Raw genomic sequence first — 24,072 nt, forward strand, 5'->3', positions numbered from 1 at the left:
TATTTCTGACAGTATAATAACGATAAAGTAATTTTTAAAATGATGTATTCTCATGCGGAATTCATAGTTTTATCTTTGCTTTTAAAAGTTGGTACGCTAATTGCTTAATAACTGCCAACTACTAACACGCACTTCGTAAGTGCAACAAAAAAACATCGGAGCAAATTGAGCATGGCGAACAAGGTCCTTCAACTCATCCAAGAAAGTGGCGCAAAATGGGTAGACTTCCGTTTTACAGACACTAAAGGTAAAGAGCAACACGTGACTTACCCAGCAGACACTATTGATGAAGATACATTTGAAGACGGTAAAATGTTCGATGGTTCTTCAATCTCTGGCTGGAAAGGTATTGAAGCGTCAGACATGATTTTACGCCCAGATGCTGAAACAGGTTTCATCGACCCGTTCTTCGCCGAGCCTACAGTTGTTGTGACTTGTGATGTCATTGAACCTTCAACTGGTCAAGGTTATGACCGTGACCCACGTTCTATCGCTCGCCGTGCAGAAGAATACCTAAAATCTACAGGTATTGGTGATACTGCATTCTTTGGTCCAGAACCAGAATTCTTCGTATTTGACGAAGTGAAATGGGACATCGACATGTCTGGCGCACGTCATACATTAATCGCTGAAGAAGCGGCTTGGTCTACAGGTAAAGACTACGAGTCTGGTAACTCTGGCCACCGTCCACGAGTGAAAGGCGGTTACTTCCCGGTTCCTCCAGTTGATTCTCACCATGATATGCGTGCAGATATGTGTGCAAAAATCGAAGAGATCATGGGCCCAGGTCGTGTAGAAGTACATCACCACGAAGTTGCATCTTGCCAGTTAGAAATTGGTGTGAGCTTCAACACCATGGTTCGTAAAGCTGACGAAGTACAACAGTTCAAATATGCGGTTTGGAACGTTGCGCACCAATACGCGAAAACTGCGACGTTTATGCCTAAACCAATGGTAGGCGATAACGGTTCAGGTATGCACGTACACATGTCCATCTCTAAAGATGGCAAAAACCTGTTCGCGGGTGATGAATACGCAGGTCTGTCTGAAATGGCACTGTACTTCATTGGCGGTATCATCAAGCATGCCCGTTCATTGAATGCGATCACGAATCCATCTACAAACTCGTACAAGCGTTTAGTACCGCACTTTGAAGCGCCAATTATGTTGGCTTACTCTGCGCGTAACCGTTCTGCATCTATTCGTATTCCTTATGTTTCTAGCCCGAAAGGCAAACGTATTGAAGCACGTTTCCCTGATCCAATGATGAACCCGTACCTAGGTTTCGCAGCTTTGTTGATGGCGGGTCTTGACGGTATTCAAAACAAGATTCACCCAGGTGAAGCAGCAGACAAGAACTTGTATGACCTTCCGCCTGAAGAAGAAGCAAAAATCCCAACTGTGGCACACAACCTAGAAATGGCGCTTGATGCTTTGAAAGAAGATCACGACTATTTATTAAAAGGTGGTGTATTCACCAAAGACATGCTTGATGCTTATATTGAATTGAAAACTGAAGATGTACGTCGTTTGAACACGACTACTCACCCAGTTGAATTTGATATGTACTACAGCTTGTAATACTCGAAAATTTCAAATTTGAAAAACCCGCTTCGGCGGGTTTTTTGTTTTAGATTGCTCAATCATGGTTTTAAGTTGGCATGGATTTTATCAAAATATAACAAATCGCTTAATTTATTGTGGATAATTGCAGAGAATTGCGCCCTCGGTCACAAAACTTTGCCTAAATTTGGGCTACACTAGGCTATCTTGTTAAGGTGGCGGAACATGCGAACACAGCCTATTTTTCCCAAGCAGGCAAATCTGCCTTCTGAATTAAAAACATGGCTATACGCAGCAGGTTCTTTGACCCAACAACTGACTCAGCTCGCAGGCGGACAATTTAAAGTTGAACCGCTGCAACAATCTTTTCAGCGTTTAAATTTACAAGATGCCCAGTGGATGCAAATGCCACATTGGCACACCTCATGGGTGCGTGAAAGCTATTTATATGGCTGTGATGAACAGCCATGGGTCAAAGCCAAAAGTATTTTTCCGATTTTAAGTTTACAAAGCAAAGCCCGTTTATTTCGGCACATTGGCAATAAACCGATTGGCTGGTTTTTGTTTCAGCGCACCAATCCTCTATGTCAAAGACGTGTGGTTTTGCTCGATGAAGGCTGGACACGGCAGAGTTGCTATACTTGGCATGGCTGTAAATTTATTGTGCAAGAAACTTTTTTACCTCGTTTTGAGCAATTTATTCAACAATATTAAGATACGAGATTGGTATGGCATTGGCACAGCAGATCACGTGGCGTGAGCGTTTAGAAGCATATTATTATTTGTGTCGTTTCGATAAACCAATTGGCACAGAACTGGTGTTTTGGCCAACGATGTGGGCTTTATGGATTGCCAATCAGGGCATGCCATCTATCGGGATATTAATCCCTATGATTCTAGGCACAATTTTTATGCGCGCCGCAGGTTGTGCTATTAATGACTTTGCTGACCGTAAGGTAGATGGTCATGTAGAACGTACCAAAACACGTCCTTTAGCCACGGGTGTGATTAGTGCCAAAGAAGCCATTTATGTATTCTTGGGTTTGGTTGCACTTAGCGCAGCCATGTTGTTGTTCTTACCGATTGAAACGTTTTATTGGTCTTTTGGGGCATTGTTTTTAGCGTTTATTTATCCGTTTATGAAACGCTACACTCATTTGCCGCAAGTGTTCTTAGGAGCGGCATTTTCATGGTCTATCCCCATGGCTTATACCGCTGTTGGCGCAACGCCTGATCTCACTTGCTGGTTATTGTATTTTGGCAATTTAGCATGGACTGTGGCGTATGACACTCAATACGCAATTACAGACCGTGAATATGATTTAAAAATTGGAGTGAAATCTACCGCAATTTTATTTGGTCGCTACGACATTCAAATTATTTCATTGTTGCAAGCAGGCAGTGTACTTTTAATTGGTACGGCATTGTGGTTGGAAAATATACTGATTCCATTTGGTTTGGCAGCGTTGTTGGTGGTGGTGGCAGACTTTATATATCAATGGCGTAAAACCAAAGATAAAGACCCGCTACGCTGTTTTTGGGCATTTCGTCATAACCGTTGGGTGGGGCTGATTATTTTTGTAGGAATTGTATTGGCTTTAATGTAAATATTTTTGTGCGATAAAAAACTGAGTAAAGCATCTGATGGTATTGTGCGGCGGGTGCTTTTTTATTAGATGGCTGATCAATTTTTTCTGTTAAAAAATAAACTGAGCATTAGAACGTACATACCTGATGTACAAAGCACTATCAGCATTATTCTGATATATTGAGCGTCATTTTGAAGTTAGAATTAGGAAAAGATGATGTCACAGTCTGAACAGCAAGCAGCTGCAAAAAAGCCAAGCCTAAAAAAGATGATTTTCTTGGCAAGCTTAGGTTTGTTGATTCCTATTTTCTTGGTTAGCATGGCATTTTTAGCAGTTAATAGTGATGCTAAAAATCAGGAAAAATATAAACAACAACAGGCAGAAATTATTGCGCGTATTGAAGCGCGTGAAGCTGCAGAACAACAAGCGAAGCAGGCTAGTCAGATACAAGCCGCTTCAGAAGCTACACCTTAATATCAAGTTGATGATTTCAGCTCAGATCTGATTGCAATTGTCTGATACTCGGAATTTCGGTGTATCGGACAACGCGATAACCCGCCTCGTGAAACATTTCGTCCCGTTCTGCATCTTCTTGTTCTTTGCCAATATGTGAAGTTTTCCTAATTTCATAAATTTAGTTGTCAAATAAAAACAGTCAATTTCATATGAAATTACATAGTAGAAAAGAGAGCAAATTTAATGAATAAATTTCACTCATTAAAGTCTTAATTTTGATAGGCTTTGTGGCACATATACTCAAAAGCTAAATTTTCCCCAAGTTATCTAAATTTAAGTGACAACTTGGGTGTGTGGACGACCTAATTCCTTAAGTCTATTTAACACTGCCACACGTGCATGAATCATATTTACCTGACTAGGAAAACTTATTGCTGTTAATTTATTGCAATACATCTTGGTTTCCACCAAGATCCGATGATGATAGCCTGATCATTTTTTCTATAATGTTCTGCCTAGACTTTTAATTATTCGAAGTAATTCATTTCGCTCCTGAGAATGAAATTTTTTATTTTTCCTAATCTTCATCTTTTTCTAGGTGGAACCAATGCATGCGGCCGCTCCGCAATGACCTGGCGGCATTGTTTCATATCATATGCTCCGTCTGTATAGACGGAATCTATTTGCTCACCCAACGGCATTTGATTAAGTAAATATCCAAGGACTTGCGAATCACTCACGTTGTTGGTTGTAAGCTGAACTTTTTTTATTTGCAGGGTTTTAGCATCTATACCAATATGCAGTTTACGCGGTAATCCTCCCATAAATAACCGAAGTTAAAAGTAGAGGTTAAGCAGCCATTAGAGGTGGCTTTCCTTTGTTAGCTTGATGTGGTCTTTCATGGTTGTAATGCCACAACCAGTTTGTTGCATAATCTTGTACTTCATCCAAAGTATCAAATAAATGCTTGCTCAGCCAACTATAACGTATGGTCCGATTATAGCGTTCAATATACGCATTCTGCTGTGGCTTACCCGGTTGAATATATTCAATACGAATACCGTGCTCAGTAGCCCAGCGCACAAATTCGTGACTGATAAATTCGGGACCATTATCGCATCGGATCACTAACGGTTTTTCTCTCCACTCCAGCAATTGATTCAACGTACGAATAACCCTGATTGTGTGCAATGAGAACCCTGCTTCAATGGCTAGGCCTTCGCGGCGGTAATCATCAATCACATTCAATAATCGAAACTTGCGACCATCGGAAAGCTGATCATGCATAAAATCTAATGACCAAACCTGATTTTCTCGGATTGGTTCTTTCAATGGTTCAGGCGCATGCCGTTTTAGTCTTCTTCTCGGTTTAATACGCAGATTCAGTGCCAACTCACAGTAAATGCGGTAAACCCGCTTGTGATTCCAGCAGCAACTCTCAACATGCCGTAAATACGAGAAGCACAAACCAAAGCCCCAATCGGAATTTTCCTCAGTGAGTTCAATGAGCTGTTCAGCAATGAGTGCATTGTCATAGCTGAGTTTGGCTTGATAGCGGTAGCAGGTTTCACTAATGCCAAATGCTTTACAAGCCAAACGAATACTAATGGCATGCTGGGCAACTGCCTGTTGTGCCATCTTACGCCGGCAAGATGGCTTTACCCTTGCGTAGCAGTGCTACTCATTGCCATCGCTTCCTGGATGATTTCGGCCTTTAATCGCTCTTCCGCATACATCTTTTTAAGTCTGGTATTTTCGGCTTCTAGCTCTTTCAGTCGAGCCATTAATGATGTATCCATACCACCATATTTGGCACGCCATTTATAAAAGGTAGCATTACTCATGCCGTGTTCACGGCAAAGGGTCGCTACAGGTGTGCCAGATTCTGCCTGTTTCAAGATGGACATGATCTGACTGTCAGTAAATTTAGATGTTTTCATGCAGAATCTCCTGCTCGTATCTTAAGAGAAAATTCTACTTTTAGATCCTATTATTTTTAGGGGGGATTACCATTGCCCTCTATAAGTTTTTAATATTTGGATAAACTAGAACTAAAATTCTAAATAAGCTAACTAGATATCCAATTTTTTTTGACAATGTGGTTGATATTATTTTTTTTCCATAAGTTATCATTATTTGATGTAATTTATGTGTGAACTCTTTTCCATATGCATCGTAAATAATACTGATATTTAGATTCATAATTTTCTTATCATTGCTGCAAATGCTCCAACCTTGATAATATTCAATTTTTTCTATATTTTTTTCAGTATTTTTATATAGAAATATACAATGTTCTACGTCTTCACTTATTGTATTAAATGAAAGGAAAATTGTAGTTTTCCTTTTATTTAGAAATAAAGCTAGATTATTGAATACTAACTGAACTTCATAGCTATAGTGGTATTTGTTGTAATTACTTGTATCTATTTCAGTGTAGATAAATCCTATAAAGCACTCTACATGATCCTCCAGTGCAGCAGACGATGTTAAATTGAATATTGAGTGTTGACTCGATGTACCCTTCAAACATTCGATATACGCGCAATAGAGGGCTACTAGTGCAGTAAGCTTATTAAGCTTCTGTTCTTCTTGTTTTAGCCAGTAACGGCTAGCAATATCTAAAGTGTCTGAGTGATCATAATCCTTAAGGTATTTAACTTTCACAGAATGTTCCATCCATGACGATTGTCAAATAAATAAAGGTTAAAAAATGTACTATGTCAATGAAAAATCTATAAAGAATCAATTTGACAACTTTGGTCAATTAGGAAAAGACTGCGATCATCTAACTCTATAATTGCAATGACTTGCATGTCCGCATTTAAGATTACAAAATCAGTCACTTTACGATTAAACAGGGCACGAATTTTATAGTGGCTGTTCGTAATTAATGCGCTAAATGCCACTTGCGCCAAGATGTGATGCTCAGGAAAAGCCTGTTTTAAACGCATAAACATTCTGCGTTCAAAAGCCGTCATAATCGGTTTGGGATAAAAACTTTTCTTTGGAAAAAATAATGGCTTAAAAATTAAGATAAACAGGGCAAGGCTCGCCAAGCTGCCAATAAGCAAGAAAGTCGATTGACTGGATTCAAACATAGATGATGCGGTGCCGTTAGACCCAAATAAACAGCAGGAATAAAAAAAACCCACGTCATGCTGCGTGGGTTTTTTTAAGAATTTTGGCTCTCCCACCTGGGCTCGAACCAGGGACCTGCGGATTAACAGTCCGTCGCTCTACCGACTGAGCTATGGGAGAATCTGACACGCATTCTATGTGGGTATATGTTTTTGGTCAAGCTGGAATTGAAAAAAAGCGTTAAAAAGCAGATTAATTGCTTTAAAAATAAGCGCCTAGCCAGTTTTATAGGACTTTAAAGTGACCGAATCGCTTTTATATAATCTTCGCGTGTTTGTAGATGGTTAGTTTTGCGACATAAATTAATTAATTCCAGCATCTCTTGCTGGGCCAGGTCTGCTTTCACTTGGTTTTGAATTTGTCTTAATGTTGCTTGTTGCTGTACTTTCAGATCTCGACTGCATTGATATAGACGTTCATACATGAGCGCAGCAGCAGTTTTATTGCTTTCAGATTTTTGTGTGCATTGAAAAATTGAAAAAATCACCACAACCAGAATTGTCCAAAAAATCAGGGATTTTAACCAAGGCGCTTGCATGGGCTTTCAAGTTTTATTGTTGTTGATGCACTTAAGGTAGCGAAAAAATAGAGGCATCACAAGAGGAGCTGCTCGATCTTGATCGCATGTTTTTTAATTTTAATTTATGGGGAGAGTTGGGGATGTTCAATTCGATTAGAACATCTTATTCACTATAAAAACGATAAAAATTGCAAAAAAATCCCACGTCATGCTGCGTGGGATTTTTAAAATCTTGGCTCTCCCACCTGGGCTCGAACCAGGGACCTGCGGATTAACAGTCCGTCGCTCTACCGACTGAGCTATGGGAGAATAGATTGGCTCTCCAACCTGGGCTCGAACCAGGGACCTGCGGATTAACAGTCCGTCGCTCTACCGACTGAGCTATTGGAGAATCTGTGGGGCATTTTAGGGATGAAAGTTTAAGTCGTCAACATGTTCATCATTAGAAATGGATTGTTTGCGTTATAAATATTCATTTCATTTGCAAAAATAAAAAAACTGCCCATAACGAGCAGTTTTTCTACATAAAAAATAGAAATTATTTTTCTACACCAGCTTCTTGACCTGCGTATTTCGCATTTGCGTAATCCCAGTTTACCAGGCTTTCTAAGAAAGTTTTGATGTAAGCAGGACGTGCGTTACGGAAGTCGATGTAGTAAGCGTGTTCCCAAACGTCAATTGTTAATACTGCAACTTTGCCGTGTGCCATTGGTGTGTCAGCATTTGAAGTTTTCATAATAGAAAGTTTGCCATTCACTTCGTCAGCCACTAACCAAGCCCAACCTGAACCGAATTGAGTGGTTGCTGCAGCAGCAAATTCTTCAGCGAATTTTTCGTAAGAACCGAAAGCTTCATCAATTTTAGCAGCCAAAGCACCAGTTGCTTTACCGCCACCGTTTTTCGCCATACAGTTCCAGTAGAACGTGTGGTTCCAAACTTGAGCTGCGTTATTGAATACGCCAGCTTTAGCTGTATCACCTGCAGTTGCTTTGATAATTTCGTCTAAAGTTTTACCTTCAAGCTCTGTACCCGCGATCAAGTTATTTAAGTTCACAACATAAGTGTTGTGGTGTTTGTCGTGGTGGTATTCTAAAGTTTCTTTGCTGATGTGTGGAGCAAGATCTTCGTAACCGTATGGTAAAGCTGGTAAAGTAATGGTTGTCATGTTTTCAATTCCTTGCATTTTGCTGGGTTTTAACATTAAGTGGCTCTATTGTAATAGATTTCGAGATAAATTGCGCATTAGGTTTAAATAACCATACAGAATTAGACTCGAATGTATACATCTAAAGACGATGTTAGACACAGCTGTCATTTGAGTGAAATGTTAGGTGAAACAGTGTATTAAATTGGGTTATTTAATTCAAAATAACTATACTCAATATTAAACTGTTCTGAAATAGCTTTTGCGAGTCGTTGTACACCATAGCGCTCAGTCGCATGATGTCCGCAGGCATAATAATGCACACCTAACTCTTTGGCTTCATAATAAGTGCGTTCACTGACTTCGCCCGAAATAAAGGCATCACAACCTTGTTCAGCCGCTTTGCCAATAAAATCTTGTGCTGCACCAGTACAAAAACCTATTTTTTGAATTTGACTTTTATCGGCAGGAAGATGAATGGTATTAAAGCCTAAACGTGCTGTAAGATAATCACGAAATTCGCTTGCACTCATGGCTTGCTTTAAAAAACCAATATTGCCAATAGGATGACGTTCACTAGGATCTAAGGCTTGCAAATTTTCTAACGCTAAACATTCAGCAATGGCTGCGTTATTGCCTAGACTTGGATGTGAATCGAGCGGTAAGTGATAACCGACCAAAGAAATATCATGTTGGATTAAACTTTTGATGCGTTTACCGCGCATGCCTGTAATTGGGTAAGGTTCGCCTTTCCAAAAATAGCCATGATGCACCAACAATAAGTCTGCATTTTGCGCAATAGCGGCCTCGATAGCTTCTTGAGAGGCGGTTACTGCACAAAGAATTTTTTGAACGTCAGACCTGCCTTCGATTTGTAAACCGTTTGGCGCGTAATCTTTAAATTCATGTGTATTTAAAGTTTGATCACACCATTGAATAATTTCTTTTAATTGCGCCATAACTCTCTCAAATTGCACATATTTAGCGAATATCGAAACATATTTTGTATTGTAACTAAAGCAAGACAAAACTCTTGGGCTTTTTTATGTTTCTATTTGTATTTCGTTTTACAATAGCTCATTCAATGACTTAATCATCAAAAAAATTTATTTAGAGGTATAAAACGTGCGCCGGACCTTTACCTGGTTACCTTGGGTGTTACTCATTCTAGTCATTATTGGCTTTGTGACTTGGCAACAGCTGCAAAAACCGAAAGCGCCTGTAGCTGCCGATGGGGTCAAAATGCCTGCCGAAAAAGTTGAACCATTAATTGATACAACACGCACGGGTGGGGTGGTGTCGTATAGTGCTGCGGTTAAAGTGGCAGCGCCTGCGGTGGTGAATATTTTTACCACACAAAAAGTTAAACAATTGGATCATCCATTACTGAATGATCCTGCGTTTCGTGAATTTTTTGGTAACCAGTTGCCAGATCAATTTAAGCAAGGCCCAAATGAAAATAGTTTGGGTTCTGGGGTAATTGTTCGTCCAGATGGTTATATTTTAACAAATAATCACGTGATTGCGCAGGCTGAGCAAATTGTGGTGGCTTTGCATGATGGACGCCGTGCAGTTGCAAAAGTCGTTGGAACTGACCCAGACACAGACTTGGCGGTAATTAAAATTGACCTAGAAAAACTGCCTGTATTGCCATTTAAACTCAGTGGCAATGAGGTGGGCGATGTCGTGCTTGCGATTGGTAACCCATTTGGTGTGGGACAAACCGTGACGCAAGGTATTATTTCTGCGACAGGACGTTCTGACTTGGGCATTAATACCTATGAAGATTTCATTCAAACCGATGCAGCAATTAACCCAGGTAACTCAGGCGGTGCATTGATTGATGTTGCAGGAAATTTGATTGGGGTAAATACCGCAATTTTCTCGCAATCGGGTGGTTCATTGGGCATTGGCTTTGCAATTCCTGCGAAAGTCTGTCAACAGGTTTTAAACTCGATTTTAAAAGATGGACGTGTGGTTCGTGGCTGGTTAGGCATTAGTTTATTGCCTGTGCAACAAGACAATATTTTAGAACCTACACAAGGCGGTGTAGTGGTGGCCGATGTACTACCCGGCGGCCCTGCAGCAGAGGCTGGTTTAAAACGTGGCGATAAAATTTTAAAAGTGAATAATGAAGCGATTACTTCAACCTCGCATTTAATTAATTATGTTGCTGCACAAGCACCGCATACGACGGTGACTGTTTCAGTGGAACGTGGTGAAGAAGCCTTAGATTTGCAAGTCGTAGTTGGTGAGCGCAAAGTTCAAAATGCCGATAAACAATTTATTCCATTGCCTGAATAATAGAGTTATCCATAACAATTTAGCCCTGCCCGTTTGCAGGGCTTTTTTATTGGTTAAGTCAATGAAGATCAACAATAAATAATAAAGTGATACGGATAAGGTGAATTGATTTATTCCTGATTAGATACAAAGAGAACGGCGGGAAATAAATTGTACTGATGAATGAGGATACAGAGATGGTCCCACTTGTTTGAACAACTAAAAGCTTATTTATAAGTGATATTCTGCTCTAGTTAAGCTACCTTATTTTGTTGTGGTAGCTGGTCATAGTAAAACTCATCTGGAGTCATTTTGTCCAGACTCGAATGAGGTCGTTTCAAATTATAAAATTCAAAATAGGCATTTAATTGCTTTTTCGCATCAAAAACATTGCTGTAGGCTTTGAGATAAACCTCCTCGTATTTAACGCTCCGCCATAATCGTTCAATCATCACATTATCAACCCAACGACCTTTACCATCCATGCTGATTTGGATGTCATTTGATTTTAACACTTCAATAAATGCATCACTGGTAAATTGACTGCCTTGGTCTGTATTAAAGATTTCAGGTCGGCCATATTTTTCAATAGCTTCATTTAATGTTTCTATACAAAATGCAACCTCCATACTAATCGATACGCTATGGGCAAGCACCTTACGGCTGTGCCAATCAATCACAGCACATAAGTAGACAAAGCCTTTTGCCATAGGGATATACGTTATATCCGTTGCCCACACTTGATTACTCCGTTGAATATTCAATCCTTTGAGCAGATATGGATATTTACGGTGAGCTTGATTGGCCTGACTTAGATTTGGTTTACGATATAACGCATTAATGCCCATTTTCTTCATTAAAGTACGTGTATGACGTCGTCCTATATGATGTCCTTGACGGTTCAATAAATCACGCATCATACGGCTACCTGCAAAAGGGTATTGCATATGTAATTCATCAATACAGCGCATCAGCTTCAGATCTGATGCACTCACAGGTTTTGGGCGATAGTAATAACAACCACGGGAGACTTTCAGTAGCTTAGCTTGCTTAGATACTGAAATCTGAAGTGAGTCGTCGATTAACTTTTGTGGTTGAAGCGGCCCAGTTTCTTCAACACACCTTCTAAAAAATCAATTTCTAATGCCTGCTCACCGATTTTTGCATGTAGTTTCTTTAGATCAATGGGCGGTTCTGCTGGAGCTTTTGATTGATCGAAGGCTTGCGAGGAAGCTGAAAGCAATTGATTTTTCCAGTCGATAATTTGGTTTTGATGAACATCAAATTCAGCACTCAATTCAGCAAGTGTTTTTTCTGCTTTAATCGCAGCAAGCGCTACCTTAGCTTTAAAGTCATTTGAATGATTTCTTCTTGGTCTACGTGCCATAAAATACTCCATATATCGATGTTTATAACATCATTTGGGGAGCAAAATATCACTTATAGGAGTTGTTCAAATTTACGGAGCCATCTCTATACTGATTTAGTAGAATGAATCAATCGAGCGCTTGGATTTATTGTGGCAGGTGAGGATGAATTAGGTGTTGATGTCAAAGAAGAGTTAAACGTGCTGTTTATACGGATTGATCTCAACTTAAATAAAGACATAAAAAAACAGCAACCGAAGTCACTGTTTTTTTTGAAAAACTGAAATTATTGCTCTTGTTGAATGCCTGCTACCAACCAGTCTTGATTAGAACATGCAGGTTTTACAAAGTGCCAAATTTCTGTAAATGGTTGTGGTAGGCTGTTCAGGTCTTCGCTGACTGTACCAGTAAAACGTACACTTACGACATATTGACCATTTTCAGTTGCAGAATCGACCACCATGGCATTCAAGTTAGAAAACTCAGCCACATCTTGGTCTTGGTTCGCCATAATGTCTTGATACATCGACTGATATAGATCAGGACTTAAATAACGCTGAATTTCTGCGATATTACTAGCGGTGTTCATAGACTGAATATGGTTAAAACGCTGACGTGCTACACGTAAAAAGCTTGCAGGCTCTGAGCCATCAGGCAATTGATTGCCACTGTTGGTATAAGCTGCACCAAATGGAGCGTTATTATTGGCAGTTTGACCAAAAGGCGCTTGTGTAGAAGCCGCAGAACCCCCAACAGATTGACCAAAAATATTGGTATTGTCATTACGTGGTGCAGCAGCTGGTGGTGTTTGCGCAAACGGTGCCTGATTGGCACCGCTATTTGGCGCATACGGATTAGGCGTTAGTTTTTTTTTTGCGCCCATCTTACGGAAAATGAAGAAGGCAACAGCAGCAGCGAGTAAAATCCAAATCCAACTTGGAATACCACCTTTTTCCTCTTGCGCTTCGGCAGCACTTGCAGCTTGATCATCAGCCAAGGCATTGGCAGCAACCGCACCAATTGCCGCACCTGCAACACCTGCAGCAACCATACCACCTACGCCTGGACCAGATTTTTGCTGTGCTGGTGCAGTTGTTGGTTGTTGTGCTGGTGTTGTTTGACGAGGTTGTTGGTAAGACTGAGTTGGAGCAGCCGAACGACTCATGCCATGGCTTTTACCACCACCTGCACGTTTTGCTTCTGCTGCTGACGGCGCTACCAATAAAGTCGCTGTGAGCATTGCTGCGATCAAACCACGCTGTCGAACTTCCATCAAATTTTCCTATATTAAAATAAAGTTAAGCTGTGTATTTATGCAGGCATTTGCTGCGAATTTCAATATAAATATGATATTTTTCTTGAAACACAAAAAATATTATCCAAGTGTTTAGCCTAAGTTTTCACTTAAATTCATAGCTTCAGTTAAGGCTTCATGCAAACGCGCCACCGCAATAATTTGCACACCTGCAATGGCTTTTTGTGGAGCATTGCCACGCGGCACAATAATGTATTTAAATCCGTGTTTAATCGCTTCTTTTAAGCGTTCTTGACCATTCGGCACGGGACGAATTTCACCCGATAAACCGACCTCACCAAATACGGCCAATTGTTGTGGTAGCGCTTTGCCACGCAAGCTAGAGGCACAAGCAAGCAATACAGCAAGGTCTGAACCTGTTTCGGTAATTTTTAAACCACCGACCACATTTACATACACATCTTGCCCTGACGTTTGTACGCCACCATGCCTATGCATCACCGCCAATAGCATATTCAGACGGTTTTGTTCTAGACCTAAAGCCACACGTCTAGGCTGGCCATGTGCATCATCCACCAATGCTTGTACTTCAACTAAAAGAGGTCGCGTTCCTTCGCGGCTAATCATGACAATAGAACCTGGAATTGCCTCATCATAACGGCTTAAAAATATCGCAGATGGATTGGCAACCTCGCGTAAGCCTTTATCGGTCATACCAAAAACGCCCAGTTCATTCACTGCACCGAAACGGTTTTTGACTGCTCGAATCATACGGTAGCGTGAGTCTGACTGTCCTTCAAAATACAAGACGCAATCGACCATGTGTTCAAGGACGCGCGGCCCAGCCAAAGCCCCTTCTTTGGTCACATGACCGACAATAAACAGCGCAGTGCCACTATTTTTTGCAAAACGGGTCAGCAAGGCAGCTGATTCACGAATTTGTGAAACACCACCTGGAGCAGACTGCAACGTTTCGGTATATAAAGTTTGAATCGAGTCCAGAATGGCTACCGCAGGGCGTTCATGCGACAAAACTTCACAAATCCGTTCGACACAGGTTTCTGCCATGACTTTCAGTTGATCGGTGGGTAAGTCCAAGCGTTGTGCGCGTAACGCCACTTGAGAAAGAGATTCTTCACCTGTGATATATAAAGCGGTGTTATTGGTAGCTGCCATGTGAGTGGCAGTTTGTAGCAAAATGGTCGATTTCCCGATACCAGGATCACCACCAATCAGTACCACAGAGCCCGTAACCAAACCGCCACCCAAAACACGGTCAAATTCCCCAATGCCTGTTGTTAAACGGGTTTCGTGCGATACAGACACTTTATTGAGGGTGGTAATGGCGGCCGCTTGTCCTGCATAACCACCGCCCATTTTAGGTTGGGCACGATGCGTCACCGCAGGGGCAATACTGACCTCATGAAGTGAGTTCCATTCCCCACATTCTGAACATTGACCTGCCCATTTAGGATGATCTGCACCACATTGTTCACAGCGATAGACACTTTTTACTTTTGCCATAACCCAGTCATTGCATCAATTAAAAAACTGACTACAGCATACAGAGGAATGTTCGCGAAATGAATGTTATCTGGATTTTTCATGGAAAATCATACAACCACGTGGGTGATTGTATGATTTATGATTTGAAGGGAATAATTCAATGAATTGGGCTTATTTAATACAACTCGCCAGACTTGCGTTTCGCAATAAAGTCTTTGGATTCTTTGGCTATTACACCAGAAAGTAACAACAAGGCAATTAAGTTTGGTACAGCCATTAAACCATTAAAGGTATCGGCAAATAACCAGACTAAATCTAGGGTGGCGATGGTGCCAATGAACACTGAAGCAATATAAATTAAGCGGTAAATCAACACGTATTTTTCGCCGAATAAATAAGTACAGCATTTTTCACCATAATAGCTCCAACCGAGAATGGTGGAATAGGCGAAGAAGATGATCCCGAAAGTGACGACCCAACCACCAAAGCCTGGCAATAACTGGTCAAAAACCTGTGTGGTGAGTACAGCACCTGTTGCACCACCAAAGCTATTACCTGCCATAATGAAGCCCATTACCAAAACAATCCCCGTGATGCTACAGACAATAATGGTATCAATGAAGGTACCTGTCATAGACACTAAACCTTGACGCGCAGGGTGGTCGGTTTTTGCAGCCGCAGCAGCAATTGGGGCAGAACCCATCCCTGCTTCGTTGGAGAATACGCCACGTGCAACCCCGTAACGAATTACTGCACCAATTGCACCGCCCGCAACCGCTTCACCAGTAAAAGCATCACGGAAAATTAGCTCGAGTGCAGGCACCACAAGGTGTAAATTATTCAGGATGATAATTAAACCGCCTGTAACATACAGAATGGCCATAATTGGAACAATCACCGAAGAAGCTTTGGAAATTGAGCTAATTCCGCCCAAAATCACCAAGGCAGAAAATACGGTAATCACCACACCTGTAATCCAAGTTTCTACACCTAAGCTATTTTCAACTGCTAAAGCTACGGTGTTGGATTGTACTGAACTACCAATTCCAAACGAGGCGACTGTGCCAAAAAAGGCAAAGATAATCGCCAGCCATTTCCATTTTAGTCCACGCTCAATGTAGTACATTGGGCCGCCTGACATTTGTCCTTTTTCGTTTTTGATACGGTATTTAACCGCCAAAACACCTTCACCATATTTGGTCGCCATACCAAACAGGGCGGTCATCCACATCCAAAACACTGCACCTGGTCCACCCAGTACGCAAGCCGTTGCAACACCTGCAATATTTCCCGTTCCTATGGTGGCAGAGAGTGCAGTCATGAGTGATGCGAAATGTGAAATATCACCCTGCTCTTTTTGAGCTTTGTCGTGTTTGCAAAAGACTTGTTTAAAAGCCAGTGGCAGCATACGGAATTGCCAAAACAATAAGCGAAAGGTGAGGAAAACGCCCGTTCCCACAATGAGAACTAGCATGTATGGACCCCAGACCCAACCGCTTAAGGTTTCCATCATCGATTGTAAATTTTGCATAAATTTCTTCTTATAAACGCAGTGTATAAATGCTTAGTTTGTGACAGTAATTGAACAATTGTAAAAATTAAGCAAGTGATATGCCAGTTTTTAAACTTCATGTTAAAAGAACTTGGTGTTAAGCACGCTATATTTTTTGCATAGTTTTTAGATTTTGACAATTGATGCCTAGAAATAAAATTAACTTTATCTGTGTGTGAAGTCGCATTTTTTTAGAGCTGACAAAGTCAATCAATGCCAGCAGAATAGTAAGTAAGCTAGAATTTTTACTAAGCTCAATATAATCTCTCTGCATTAGCACTTTGGTCGCGGCAGTGATCGCGTTATACTTCATCGAAAATATTTTATAGGTGGTCAGATGCGTACCGTCATTTGCTGCATGAGTGTTTTGCTTACAACAGTGGTTTTGGTCGGTTGTGGTCAGTCAGGTACATTACAGTTACCCAATGACCCAAATTACGACAAACGCGCAAAATATTTGTTATATCCAGATGCTGCGCCTAAACGTGCAACGCAATCGGCAACATCGTCAGACACAGCCGTACCTGTGCAACAGCAGTTTGCTGCACCTGCTGCATCTACATCGACTACACCTTAACGCTTTCTAGATAAAGGATACATTCATGAGTTTTACCCGCATTCAAGGGGTTTTGCACGCCGAGCAATGTTCGCTACAACAACTCGCACAGCAATTTGGCACACCACTCTATGTTTATTCAAAAGCGACTTTTGAAAAGCATTATTTAGATATGGATCGTGCTTTCCACTTTATCGATCATCAAATTTGTTTTGCGGTAAAGTCAAACTCTAATCTTGCGGTATTGAATGTATTGGCTAAGTTGGGTGCAGGTTTTGATATTGTGACAGGCGGTGAATTGGCGCGTGTTCTCAAAGCAGGTGGTGATGCATCGAAAATTGTTTTTTCAGGTTTAGGTAAAACTGAAGCCGATATTCAAAAAGCGTTGGAAGTTGGGATTGCCTGCTTTAACGTAGAATCGCATGCAGAATTAGACCGTATTCAAAAAGTTGCGGCAAGCATGAATGTCAAAGCACCAATTTCATTACGGGTTAACCCAGATGTCGATGCCAAAACCCATCCTTATATTTCTACAGGCTTAAAAGAAAACAAGTTCGGGATTCCGTCTGATTCGGTATATAGCACTTATGAATATGCGGCTTCTTTAGCAAACTTAGATATCGTTGGAATTGACTGTCACATCGGTTCACAATTGACCGAAACACAACCGTTTGTCGATGCTTTAGATCGCGTGATTGTGATGATTGATACCTTAAAAGAAATGGGTATTCAGCTAAAACACATTGATATTGGCGGTGGTTTAGGGGTGACTTATAAAGATGAAACTCCACCAACGGTTGAAGAATATGCCAATGCTTTACGTCCCGCTTTAGAAAAGTTAGGTCTTAAAGTGTATATGGAACCGGGTCGTAGTATCTCTGCCAATGCGGGCGTGCTGCTAACAAAAGTTGATTTACTCAAACCGACCAATCATCGTAACTTTGCGATTATTGACGCTGCCATGAATGACTTAATCCGTCCTGCGTTATATGAAGCATGGATGGACATTCAGCCCGTAACCCCACGTACTGATGTTGAAACGCTAGAGTGGGATGTGGTTGGTGCAATTTGTGAAACAGGTGATTTCTTGGGTAAAGAACGTCAGCTTGCGATCAAAGAAAATGATGTTTTAGCTGTAATGGGTGCGGGCGCATACGGTTTTGTGATGAGTTCTAACTACAACAGCCGTGGTCGTGCAGCTGAAGTCATGGTCGATGCAGATCAAGCACATTTAATTCGTGAACGTGAAAGCATTGAATCGCTGTGGGAAAGAGAGCGTTTATTGCCATAAGGGGAATTCGAGATGTTATTAGAATTTACCAAAATGCATGGTCTGGGCAATGACTTCATGGTGGTTGATCTCATCAGCCAGCGTGCGTATTTGGATGCGCTGACTATTCAACGCCTTGCAGACCGCCACTTCGGGATTGGCTTTGACCAACTCCTGATTGTGGAACCGCCCGATTTGCCAAATGTTGATTTTAAATATCGCATTTTCAATGCCGATGGTTCTGAAGTGGAGCAGTGCGGCAATGGTGTGCGTTGTTTTGCGCGTTTTGTGCATGAACGTCAGCTTACGACCAAAACCAAAATCAAGGTGCAAACCAAGGCAGGCATTGTAGAACCTGAATTGGGGCAAAATGGTTGGGTGCGGGTGAATATGGGCTATCCAAAATTCTTACCGCATGAGATTCCATTCATTGCAGATGAGCCTGATAATTTATACGACATCGCGCTGAAAGATGGTGCTGCATTGACCATTGATGTGGTGAATATGGGCAATCCGCATGCTGTCACCATTGTGCCCGATGTATTGACTGCCGATGTGGCAGGAATTGGCCCACAAGTAGAATCACATGAGCGTTTCCCGCAGCGCGTCAATGCAGGTTTTATGCAAATCATTGACGAAAAACATGCACGTTTGCGTGTGTTTGAACGTGGCGTGGGTGAAACCTTGGCTTGTGGGACAGGTGCATGTGCTGCAGCCGTTTCGGGTATGCGTCGTGGCTTATTGTCTAATTCAGTTGAAATTGAACTGGCAGGTGGTAAGTTGCAAATCGAATGGCGTGAAGGTGATGTGGTGTGGATGACAGGGCCAACTGCTAACGTCTATCACGGTCATTTGGATTTAAATTATTTTCAGGGTTGATGCTTCGTTCCAACATGAACGGATGATTAATCTTACTTAAAAGCACGATTCAAAACGAATGGTGCTTTTTTGTATCTTGCGGCATGGATCAGGTATGCTGTACCGAACGTCATTCTAAAAACTTCTACTCATTATGCCGCAACTGATTTTTTTACCTGGCGCTTCAGGCAATACCGCATTTTTTCATCCTCTAATCGAAAAGATTGAAAAATTGCCGTGGCAGAATGTTGTAAAAATTGTGGCTTATCCTGAGTTTAATCATCAACCTGCACATTCACAGGTACATGATTTTACAAGTTTGCAGGCTTATGTGTTGGCGAATATCCCAGATGATTGCATTATCATTGCACAGTCGATGGGCGGTATTTTTGCAGTTGCTGCCGCGTTGCAATATCCAGAAAAAGTGAAAGGATTGGTATTGGCTGCAACATCTGGTGGCATGGATTTAAGCAGTTTTCAGGCGCAAGATTGGCGACAAGACTATAAAGCAAGTGATTTAAATTATCCTGACTGGTTTGTTGAGGCAAAAGTCGATTACACAGCAGACTTCGCTAAAATCAACATGCCTATTTTGTTGTTATGGGGTGATCAAGACCCTATAAGTCCACTGGCGGTAGGTGAGTTTTTACAACAACAATTTCCACAAGCCGTATTAAAAATTGTGCATGATGGTGATCATTTGTTTTTAGAAACACATGCAGATCAGGCGGCTGAACACATTGCTGCTTATTTATCTCAGTTTGCCGCATTTCAGCAATCGGAGCGTGACTAATGTACGATCCGCAGCAACTATTAAAGATGTGGCTCAAAGAGCGTGAAATACAACAGCAGTCACCACATACATTAAAAGCCTACGCGCGCGATTTAAATGATTTTTTTAACTTTTGTGAGCAACAACAACTTGCCTTATATGATGTAGAAGCTGCAGATTTGCGCCATTATTTAGCGCAAAAAGTAGAACAGCAACAATTAAATAGCAGCAGTTTGCAGCGCATGTTGTCAGCGATTCGTCAGTTTATGAAATGGGCTGAGCATGGACAATATTTACAATTTAATCCAATTGATAATTTTCAGTTAAAACGTCAGCCAAGACCTTTGCCAGGTTTGATTGATATTGAAACGATTCATCAAATTTTGGATCAGCCAGAACCTGAAACTGAAGTCCAACAACAAATGTGGCGACGCGATAAAGCGATTTTAGAATTGCTATATTCGAGTGGTTTGCGCCTAGCAGAAGTACAAAGTTTACATATCCGCGATTTGGATTTTAACCGTCAATTGCTGCGCATAACAGGTAAAGGCAATAAAACCCGCATTGTGCCTTTTGGTCGTAAAGCCAAAGATGCAGTGATGCAATGGTTACAGATTTATCCTCTGTGGCAGGGCGATTTTGTACCCGATGCAGCATTGTTTATTACCCAAAAAGGCGAACCTTTAAAAGCACGACAAATTGAAAATCGGGTGAAGTTTCAGGCGCAGCGCGCAGGTGTTAATGTCGATTTGCATCCGCACTTATTGAGGCACTGTTTTGCCAGTCACATGCTGTCGAATAGTGGGGATATACGTGCAGTCCAAGAAATGCTTGGGCATAGCAATTTAAGTACCACGCAAATTTATACCCATGTCGATTTTGATCAGTTAGCACGGGTTTATGATCAGGCACATCCACGTGCGAGTAAAAAGTAAAGCTTTTGCTTAAAGTAGGCATTATTTTTGCTGGTTATAATATAGCTATTTCATACTGAAATATTATTCTCACAGTCAGTTGCTAAGTCTTAGTGCTGTACTTAATATTTTAAGCAAAGCGCTTTCACCTAGATGTCATTGCAACTATTGTAGAATAATAAAAAAGTGAGTTATGAAGTATAAAAGAAGCAGAAAGAGTGGGTCACATGAATAATAGACATGGATGGCATTATTTTTGTTCCACTGCATAACACTTTGGATATCAAATGATAGGCAAAACCATGATTTCAAATCTTCAAGAAAAATATGAACAATTGAGCCCAAGCCAAAAAGAAATTTTTGCAGGTTATGGCCTGCGTCAAGTGAAACATTTTGTTGAAATAAGTTTGCCGATGATTGAAAAAGAATTACCTGCCGATTGTGTAGTGCAGGGCATTAATGCCGAAGGTAAAATGCAAGCGATTCATCCACAAACACAACAAAGCTATGTGTGGATTTCAGATCAACAGTGGCAAGCAGGCCCAAATCCAAGCAGTAAAATAGATTCGAAACAAGATTTTATTGCAGTCTGGGAAATTTTTAATTTACATGCGTATGAATTGATTGATCTGAGTCATATCCACCGTGATTTCTTGGAAACTCAGCAAGTTTAAGCTGAGTTTTTTATCTCCCTTATCAGGGAGCTAGTGTAGTGAATGTACATAAATATCCATAAAAATAAAATAGATTGTTTAATTCATATTCAATCAATTGCTAAATACGGATTTGTGAACCAACAGTCACATTTTAAAAGCGCATTTATATCTGAAACAAACTGTAAAAAAATAAAGTTTTCTATCTTAAATGACAGTCAGATTATAGGGTTTTATGTAAGGAAATTTACCTTTGTTGTAGGCGGAACAGAATTCAAACTGAATTTTAATTAATCTTAGTGATGACATAGACAAGTATAAAAAATAATATAAATCAAAGTTTAAAATTAAATATATAATCGTCGTTTGGTTTGTTTATTTTTAGAAATAAAAAAGTATGAACGCATCGTTCAGTTAATTTTGGTCATTTTTAGACTTGTTTAGACAATTCAGACTTGACCGAAATGCCAATCACATAGCAAGATAGGACACCTAAAAAATTTAAAGCGAAGAGTTATTATTAACTTTTCTCAATATTTACTTTTGCTAAAACAGCCGAGGATTACATGAAGGCTCTTGTTGCTGTAAAACGAGTGGTAGATGCCAACGTTAAAGTTCGCGTTAAGCCGGATAATAGTGGAGTTGACCTGACTAACGTTAAGATGTCAATTAACCCATTCTGTGAAATCGCAGTGGAAGAGGCGGTTCGTTTAAAAGAAAAAGGAACTGTTTCAGAAATCGTAGTGGTATCCATTGGTCCTAAAGAAGCGCAGGAACAAATCCGTTCTGCAATGGCGCTTGGTGCAGACCGCGGTATTCTGGTTGAAGCTGATGACAGCCAACTGGGTGCGCTGGAAATCGCTAAAATTCTTAAAGGCGTTGTTGACGCTGAACAACCACAATTGATCCTTCTTGGTAAGCAAGCAATTGATGATGACTCGAATCAGGTTGGTCAGATGCTTGGCGCTTTACTGGGTGCAGGTCAGGGTACTTTTGCTTCAGAAGTAAAAGTAGATGGCGACAAAGTTCAGGTAACACGTGAAATTGACGGTGGTTTACAAACTGTTGAGCTTGCACTTCCTGCAATCATCACCACTGACTTACGTTTGAATGAGCCACGTTATGCGGCACTTCCAAACATCATGAAAGCACGTAAAAAACCGCTAGACACCAAATCTCCTGCAGATTATGGCGTTGCAACAGGTTCTAAGCTGAAAACTGTAAAAGTTGAAGCACCTGCCGAGCGTAAAGCGGGCGTACAAGTGAAATCTGTAGATGAGCTTGTAGAAAAATTGAAAAACGAAGCGAAAGTGATCTAATACAGAAGGATAAAAATCATGAGTATTTTAGTTATCGCTGAGCACGACAATAAAGCACTAAATGGTGCAACATTAAACGTTGTTGCTGCAGCTCAAAAAATCGGTGGTGATATCACTGTATTGGTTGCGGGTTCTGGTGCACAAGCAGTTGCAGACCAAGCAGCTAAAGTTGCAGGCGTAAGCAAAGTATTACTTGCTGATGATACAGCTTATGCAAATCAATTGGCTGAAAACGTAGCAAAACTTGTTGCAGAATTAGGCAAAGGTTATAGCCATATCCTTGCTGCCTCTACAACAACTGGTAAAAACATTTTACCGCGTGCGGCTGCACTTCTTGATGTTAGCATGATCACAGACATCGTCGCTGTAGATTCTGCAAAGACATTCAAACGTCCAATTTATGCAGGTAACGCGATTGCAACTGTAGAATCTTCAGAAGCGATTGTGGTAGGTACTGTACGTGGTACAGCATTTGACCCAGTGGCTGCAGAAGGTGGTTCGGCTGCGGTTGAAGCTGCGACTGTGACAGGTGATGCTGGTATTTCTAAATTTGTTTCTGAAGAAATTGTGAAATCAGAGCGTCCAGAATTAACTGCAGCTCGTATTGTAGTTTCTGGTGGTCGTGGTGTAGGTTCTGGTGAGAACTATCACAAAGTACTTGATCCATTAGCAGACAAACTTGGTGCAGCGCAAGGTGCATCTCGTGCAGCGGTTGATGCGGGCTTCGTGCCAAACGACATGCAAGTAGGTCAAACAGGTAAAATCGTTGCACCTGATTTGTACATCGCTGTAGGTATCTCTGGTGCGATTCAGCACTTGGCAGGTATGAAAGACTCTAAAGTGATCGTTGCGATCAACAAAGACGAAGAAGCGCCAATCAACGCAGTAGCTGACTACTGGTTAGTGGGTGACTTGAACACTGTTGTTCCAGAATTGGTTTCTAAAATCTAATTACTGAACACAGTCTATAACGCCTCTATGTGAATAACATAGAGGCGTTTTTTATTGTCTTTTTTTTAATATTCTCGATTCATTTCGTTGTATTTTTAATTTAGACGCAGTGATTAGCTATAAGTGCATCATGTGAACTAATCGTATATGTGGGTACATATTGAGCACGCGGATGCTGAAGATATTTTGACGTTACGCTTAAAAATATGACGCACTTTTGTTTCTTGGGTGTGAATATGATTTACCTAAAAAACCACCATTAAATTTAAGTAAATTAACAAGATTAAGATCATCTCTAAAGCACAAAAACACAGGCGTATATGCTATAATTTTTCGCTAGTTTTTATTTTTAGCCTGCATTTCAGGCTAATCATTTGCAAGTTTTACGACATATAAAATGCAA

The 24,072-nt window shown here is 40.8% G+C and carries 21 protein-coding genes, 3 tRNA genes and 4 pseudogenes; 13 read left to right on the forward strand and 15 right to left on the reverse strand.

Going from position 1 to position 24,072, the window contains the following annotated elements:
- Positions 1-165 precede the first annotated feature (165 nt).
- The 4 genes from glnA (at position 166) to K1T76_RS03720 (ending at position 3,626) form a co-directional block, all read left to right on the forward strand.
- Entirely contained in the window at positions 166-1,581 is a 1,416-nt protein-coding gene (glnA, locus tag K1T76_RS03705; RefSeq protein WP_171257426.1) for a type I glutamate--ammonia ligase, read from the forward strand.
- A 207-nt stretch (positions 1,582-1,788) separates the two neighbouring features.
- Positions 1,789-2,277 (forward strand): chorismate--pyruvate lyase family protein, encoded by a 489-nt coding sequence (locus K1T76_RS03710; RefSeq protein WP_230244104.1) that lies wholly within the window; start codon positions 1,789-1,791, stop codon positions 2,275-2,277.
- Positions 2,278-2,291: 14 nt separating this feature from the next.
- Positions 2,292-3,170, forward strand: a complete 879-nt coding sequence (gene ubiA / locus K1T76_RS03715) for a 4-hydroxybenzoate octaprenyltransferase (RefSeq protein WP_230244105.1) — start codon at positions 2,292-2,294, stop codon at positions 3,168-3,170.
- A gap of 198 nt (positions 3,171-3,368) precedes the next feature.
- Positions 3,369-3,626, forward strand: a complete 258-nt coding sequence (locus K1T76_RS03720) for a hypothetical protein (protein ID WP_230244106.1) — start codon at positions 3,369-3,371, stop codon at positions 3,624-3,626.
- A 16-nt stretch (positions 3,627-3,642) separates the two neighbouring features.
- On the opposite strand, the pseudogene K1T76_RS15020 reads toward K1T76_RS03720, so the two are convergent.
- The 11 genes and pseudogenes from K1T76_RS15020 to K1T76_RS03770 form a co-directional block, all read right to left on the reverse strand.
- Positions 3,643-3,771, reverse strand: a pseudogene (locus tag K1T76_RS15020) (DUF2726 domain-containing protein); the annotation flags it as partial.
- A gap of 170 nt (positions 3,772-3,941) precedes the next feature.
- Positions 3,942-4,417: pseudogene (locus K1T76_RS03725) on the reverse strand (transposase); the annotation flags it as partial.
- 40 nt (positions 4,418-4,457) lie between these two features.
- Positions 4,458-5,548, reverse strand: a pseudogene (locus K1T76_RS03730) (IS3 family transposase).
- Positions 5,549-5,627: 79 nt separating this feature from the next.
- Positions 5,628-6,275, reverse strand: a complete 648-nt coding sequence (locus K1T76_RS03735; protein WP_230244107.1) for a hypothetical protein — start codon at positions 6,273-6,275, stop codon at positions 5,628-5,630.
- Between the two features lie 110 nt (positions 6,276-6,385).
- A pseudogene (locus K1T76_RS03740) lies at positions 6,386-6,709 on the reverse strand (DUF2726 domain-containing protein); the annotation flags it as partial.
- Between the two features lie 84 nt (positions 6,710-6,793).
- A tRNA-Asn gene (locus tag K1T76_RS03745) sits at positions 6,794-6,869 on the reverse strand.
- Positions 6,870-6,984: 115 nt separating this feature from the next.
- Entirely contained in the window at positions 6,985-7,287 is a 303-nt protein-coding gene (locus tag K1T76_RS03750; protein WP_230244109.1) for a hypothetical protein, read from the reverse strand.
- A gap of 215 nt (positions 7,288-7,502) precedes the next feature.
- Positions 7,503-7,578, reverse strand: a tRNA-Asn gene (locus K1T76_RS03755).
- 6 nt (positions 7,579-7,584) lie between these two features.
- Positions 7,585-7,660: transfer RNA gene (locus K1T76_RS03760), tRNA-Asn, on the reverse strand.
- A gap of 147 nt (positions 7,661-7,807) precedes the next feature.
- Positions 7,808-8,434 carry a superoxide dismutase gene (locus K1T76_RS03765; protein ID WP_230244110.1) on the reverse strand — a complete coding sequence of 209 codons (627 nt, stop codon included), beginning with the start codon at positions 8,432-8,434 and terminating at the stop codon, positions 7,808-7,810.
- Positions 8,435-8,613: 179 nt separating this feature from the next.
- Positions 8,614-9,372 carry a Nif3-like dinuclear metal center hexameric protein gene (locus K1T76_RS03770; protein WP_230244111.1) on the reverse strand — a complete coding sequence of 253 codons (759 nt, stop codon included), beginning with the start codon at positions 9,370-9,372 and terminating at the stop codon, positions 8,614-8,616.
- Between the two features lie 166 nt (positions 9,373-9,538).
- Between K1T76_RS03770 and K1T76_RS03775 the strand changes: the two genes are divergently transcribed.
- The gene (locus K1T76_RS03775; protein ID WP_230244112.1) at positions 9,539-10,717 is read left to right on the forward strand and encodes a S1C family serine protease; all 1,179 of its coding nucleotides are present in this window, start codon (positions 9,539-9,541) and stop codon (positions 10,715-10,717) included.
- A gap of 233 nt (positions 10,718-10,950) precedes the next feature.
- Here the strand turns inward: K1T76_RS03775 and K1T76_RS03780 are convergent.
- From K1T76_RS03780 to K1T76_RS03795, 4 genes are all read right to left on the reverse strand, one after another.
- Positions 10,951-12,083, reverse strand: a protein-coding gene (locus tag K1T76_RS03780; protein ID WP_223287772.1) for an IS3 family transposase whose coding sequence is annotated in 2 segments (ribosomal slippage) — positions 10,951-11,831 and positions 11,831-12,083 — 1,134 coding nt in all. Because the reading frame shifts where the segments join, the coding sequence is not laid out codon by codon here.
- A gap of 266 nt (positions 12,084-12,349) precedes the next feature.
- Complete coding sequence (locus K1T76_RS03785; protein WP_230244113.1) at positions 12,350-13,336, reverse strand: Tim44 domain-containing protein; 987 nt, start codon at positions 13,334-13,336, stop codon at positions 12,350-12,352.
- Between the two features lie 114 nt (positions 13,337-13,450).
- Positions 13,451-14,842, reverse strand: a complete 1,392-nt coding sequence (gene radA, locus K1T76_RS03790) for a DNA repair protein RadA (protein WP_230244114.1) — start codon at positions 14,840-14,842, stop codon at positions 13,451-13,453.
- Positions 14,843-14,999: 157 nt separating this feature from the next.
- A complete protein-coding gene (locus K1T76_RS03795; protein WP_019837960.1) occupies positions 15,000-16,355 on the reverse strand; it encodes an alanine/glycine:cation symporter family protein in 1,356 nt (451 codons plus the stop codon).
- Positions 16,356-16,713: 358 nt separating this feature from the next.
- On the opposite strand from K1T76_RS03795, the gene lptM reads away from it, so the two are divergent.
- From lptM to K1T76_RS03835, 8 genes are all read left to right on the forward strand, one after another.
- Entirely contained in the window at positions 16,714-16,953 is a 240-nt protein-coding gene (lptM, locus tag K1T76_RS03800; protein ID WP_004971884.1) for an LPS translocon maturation chaperone LptM, read from the forward strand.
- A gap of 25 nt (positions 16,954-16,978) precedes the next feature.
- Entirely contained in the window at positions 16,979-18,223 is a 1,245-nt protein-coding gene (gene lysA / locus K1T76_RS03805; protein WP_004971882.1) for a diaminopimelate decarboxylase, read from the forward strand.
- A 12-nt stretch (positions 18,224-18,235) separates the two neighbouring features.
- Positions 18,236-19,081 (forward strand): diaminopimelate epimerase, encoded by an 846-nt coding sequence (gene dapF / locus K1T76_RS03810; RefSeq protein ID WP_230244115.1) that lies wholly within the window; start codon positions 18,236-18,238, stop codon positions 19,079-19,081.
- 133 nt (positions 19,082-19,214) lie between these two features.
- A complete protein-coding gene (locus K1T76_RS03815; protein ID WP_230244116.1) occupies positions 19,215-19,853 on the forward strand; it encodes an alpha/beta fold hydrolase in 639 nt (212 codons plus the stop codon).
- Positions 19,853-20,767, forward strand: a complete 915-nt coding sequence (gene xerA / locus K1T76_RS03820) for a site-specific tyrosine recombinase/integron integrase (RefSeq protein WP_230244117.1) — start codon at positions 19,853-19,855, stop codon at positions 20,765-20,767. Before K1T76_RS03815 ends, xerA begins: the two co-directional genes overlap by 1 nt.
- A gap of 281 nt (positions 20,768-21,048) precedes the next feature.
- The gene (locus K1T76_RS03825) at positions 21,049-21,420 is read left to right on the forward strand and encodes a hypothetical protein (RefSeq protein WP_230244118.1); all 372 of its coding nucleotides are present in this window, start codon (positions 21,049-21,051) and stop codon (positions 21,418-21,420) included.
- Between the two features lie 545 nt (positions 21,421-21,965).
- Entirely contained in the window at positions 21,966-22,718 is a 753-nt protein-coding gene (locus tag K1T76_RS03830; protein ID WP_230244119.1) for an electron transfer flavoprotein subunit beta/FixA family protein, read from the forward strand.
- Between the two features lie 18 nt (positions 22,719-22,736).
- The gene (locus tag K1T76_RS03835; protein ID WP_230244120.1) at positions 22,737-23,669 is read left to right on the forward strand and encodes an electron transfer flavoprotein subunit alpha/FixB family protein; all 933 of its coding nucleotides are present in this window, start codon (positions 22,737-22,739) and stop codon (positions 23,667-23,669) included.
- The last annotated feature ends 403 nt before the right edge of the window (positions 23,670-24,072 follow it).

Source organism: Acinetobacter sp. PW68 (genome assembly GCF_020982655.1).
GTDB classification, from domain to species: domain Bacteria; phylum Pseudomonadota; class Gammaproteobacteria; order Pseudomonadales; family Moraxellaceae; genus Acinetobacter; species Acinetobacter towneri_A.

Coding starts and splice junctions, on each gene's coding strand:
- K1T76_RS03710 (WP_230244104.1), top strand. CDS start 1,789: ATGCGAACACAGCCTATTTTTCCCAAGCAGGCAAATCTGCCTTCTGAA.
- ubiA (WP_230244105.1), top strand. CDS start 2,292: ATGGCATTGGCACAGCAGATCACGTGGCGTGAGCGTTTAGAAGCATAT.
- K1T76_RS03720 (WP_230244106.1), top strand. CDS start 3,369: ATGTCACAGTCTGAACAGCAAGCAGCTGCAAAAAAGCCAAGCCTAAAA.
- K1T76_RS03750 (WP_230244109.1), bottom strand. CDS start 7,287: ATGCAAGCGCCTTGGTTAAAATCCCTGATTTTTTGGACAATTCTGGTT.
- K1T76_RS03765 (WP_230244110.1), bottom strand. CDS start 8,434: ATGACAACCATTACTTTACCAGCTTTACCATACGGTTACGAAGATCTT.
- K1T76_RS03770 (WP_230244111.1), bottom strand. CDS start 9,372: ATGGCGCAATTAAAAGAAATTATTCAATGGTGTGATCAAACTTTAAAT.
- K1T76_RS03785 (WP_230244113.1), bottom strand. CDS start 13,336: ATGGAAGTTCGACAGCGTGGTTTGATCGCAGCAATGCTCACAGCGACT.
- radA (WP_230244114.1), bottom strand. CDS start 14,842: ATGGCAAAAGTAAAAAGTGTCTATCGCTGTGAACAATGTGGTGCAGAT.
- K1T76_RS03795 (WP_019837960.1), bottom strand. CDS start 16,355: ATGCAAAATTTACAATCGATGATGGAAACCTTAAGCGGTTGGGTCTGG.
- lptM (WP_004971884.1), top strand. CDS start 16,714: ATGCGTACCGTCATTTGCTGCATGAGTGTTTTGCTTACAACAGTGGTT.
- lysA (WP_004971882.1), top strand. CDS start 16,979: ATGAGTTTTACCCGCATTCAAGGGGTTTTGCACGCCGAGCAATGTTCG.
- dapF (WP_230244115.1), top strand. CDS start 18,236: ATGTTATTAGAATTTACCAAAATGCATGGTCTGGGCAATGACTTCATG.
- K1T76_RS03815 (WP_230244116.1), top strand. CDS start 19,215: ATGCCGCAACTGATTTTTTTACCTGGCGCTTCAGGCAATACCGCATTT.
- xerA (WP_230244117.1), top strand. CDS start 19,853: ATGTACGATCCGCAGCAACTATTAAAGATGTGGCTCAAAGAGCGTGAA.
- K1T76_RS03825 (WP_230244118.1), top strand. CDS start 21,049: ATGATTTCAAATCTTCAAGAAAAATATGAACAATTGAGCCCAAGCCAA.
- K1T76_RS03830 (WP_230244119.1), top strand. CDS start 21,966: ATGAAGGCTCTTGTTGCTGTAAAACGAGTGGTAGATGCCAACGTTAAA.
- K1T76_RS03835 (WP_230244120.1), top strand. CDS start 22,737: ATGAGTATTTTAGTTATCGCTGAGCACGACAATAAAGCACTAAATGGT.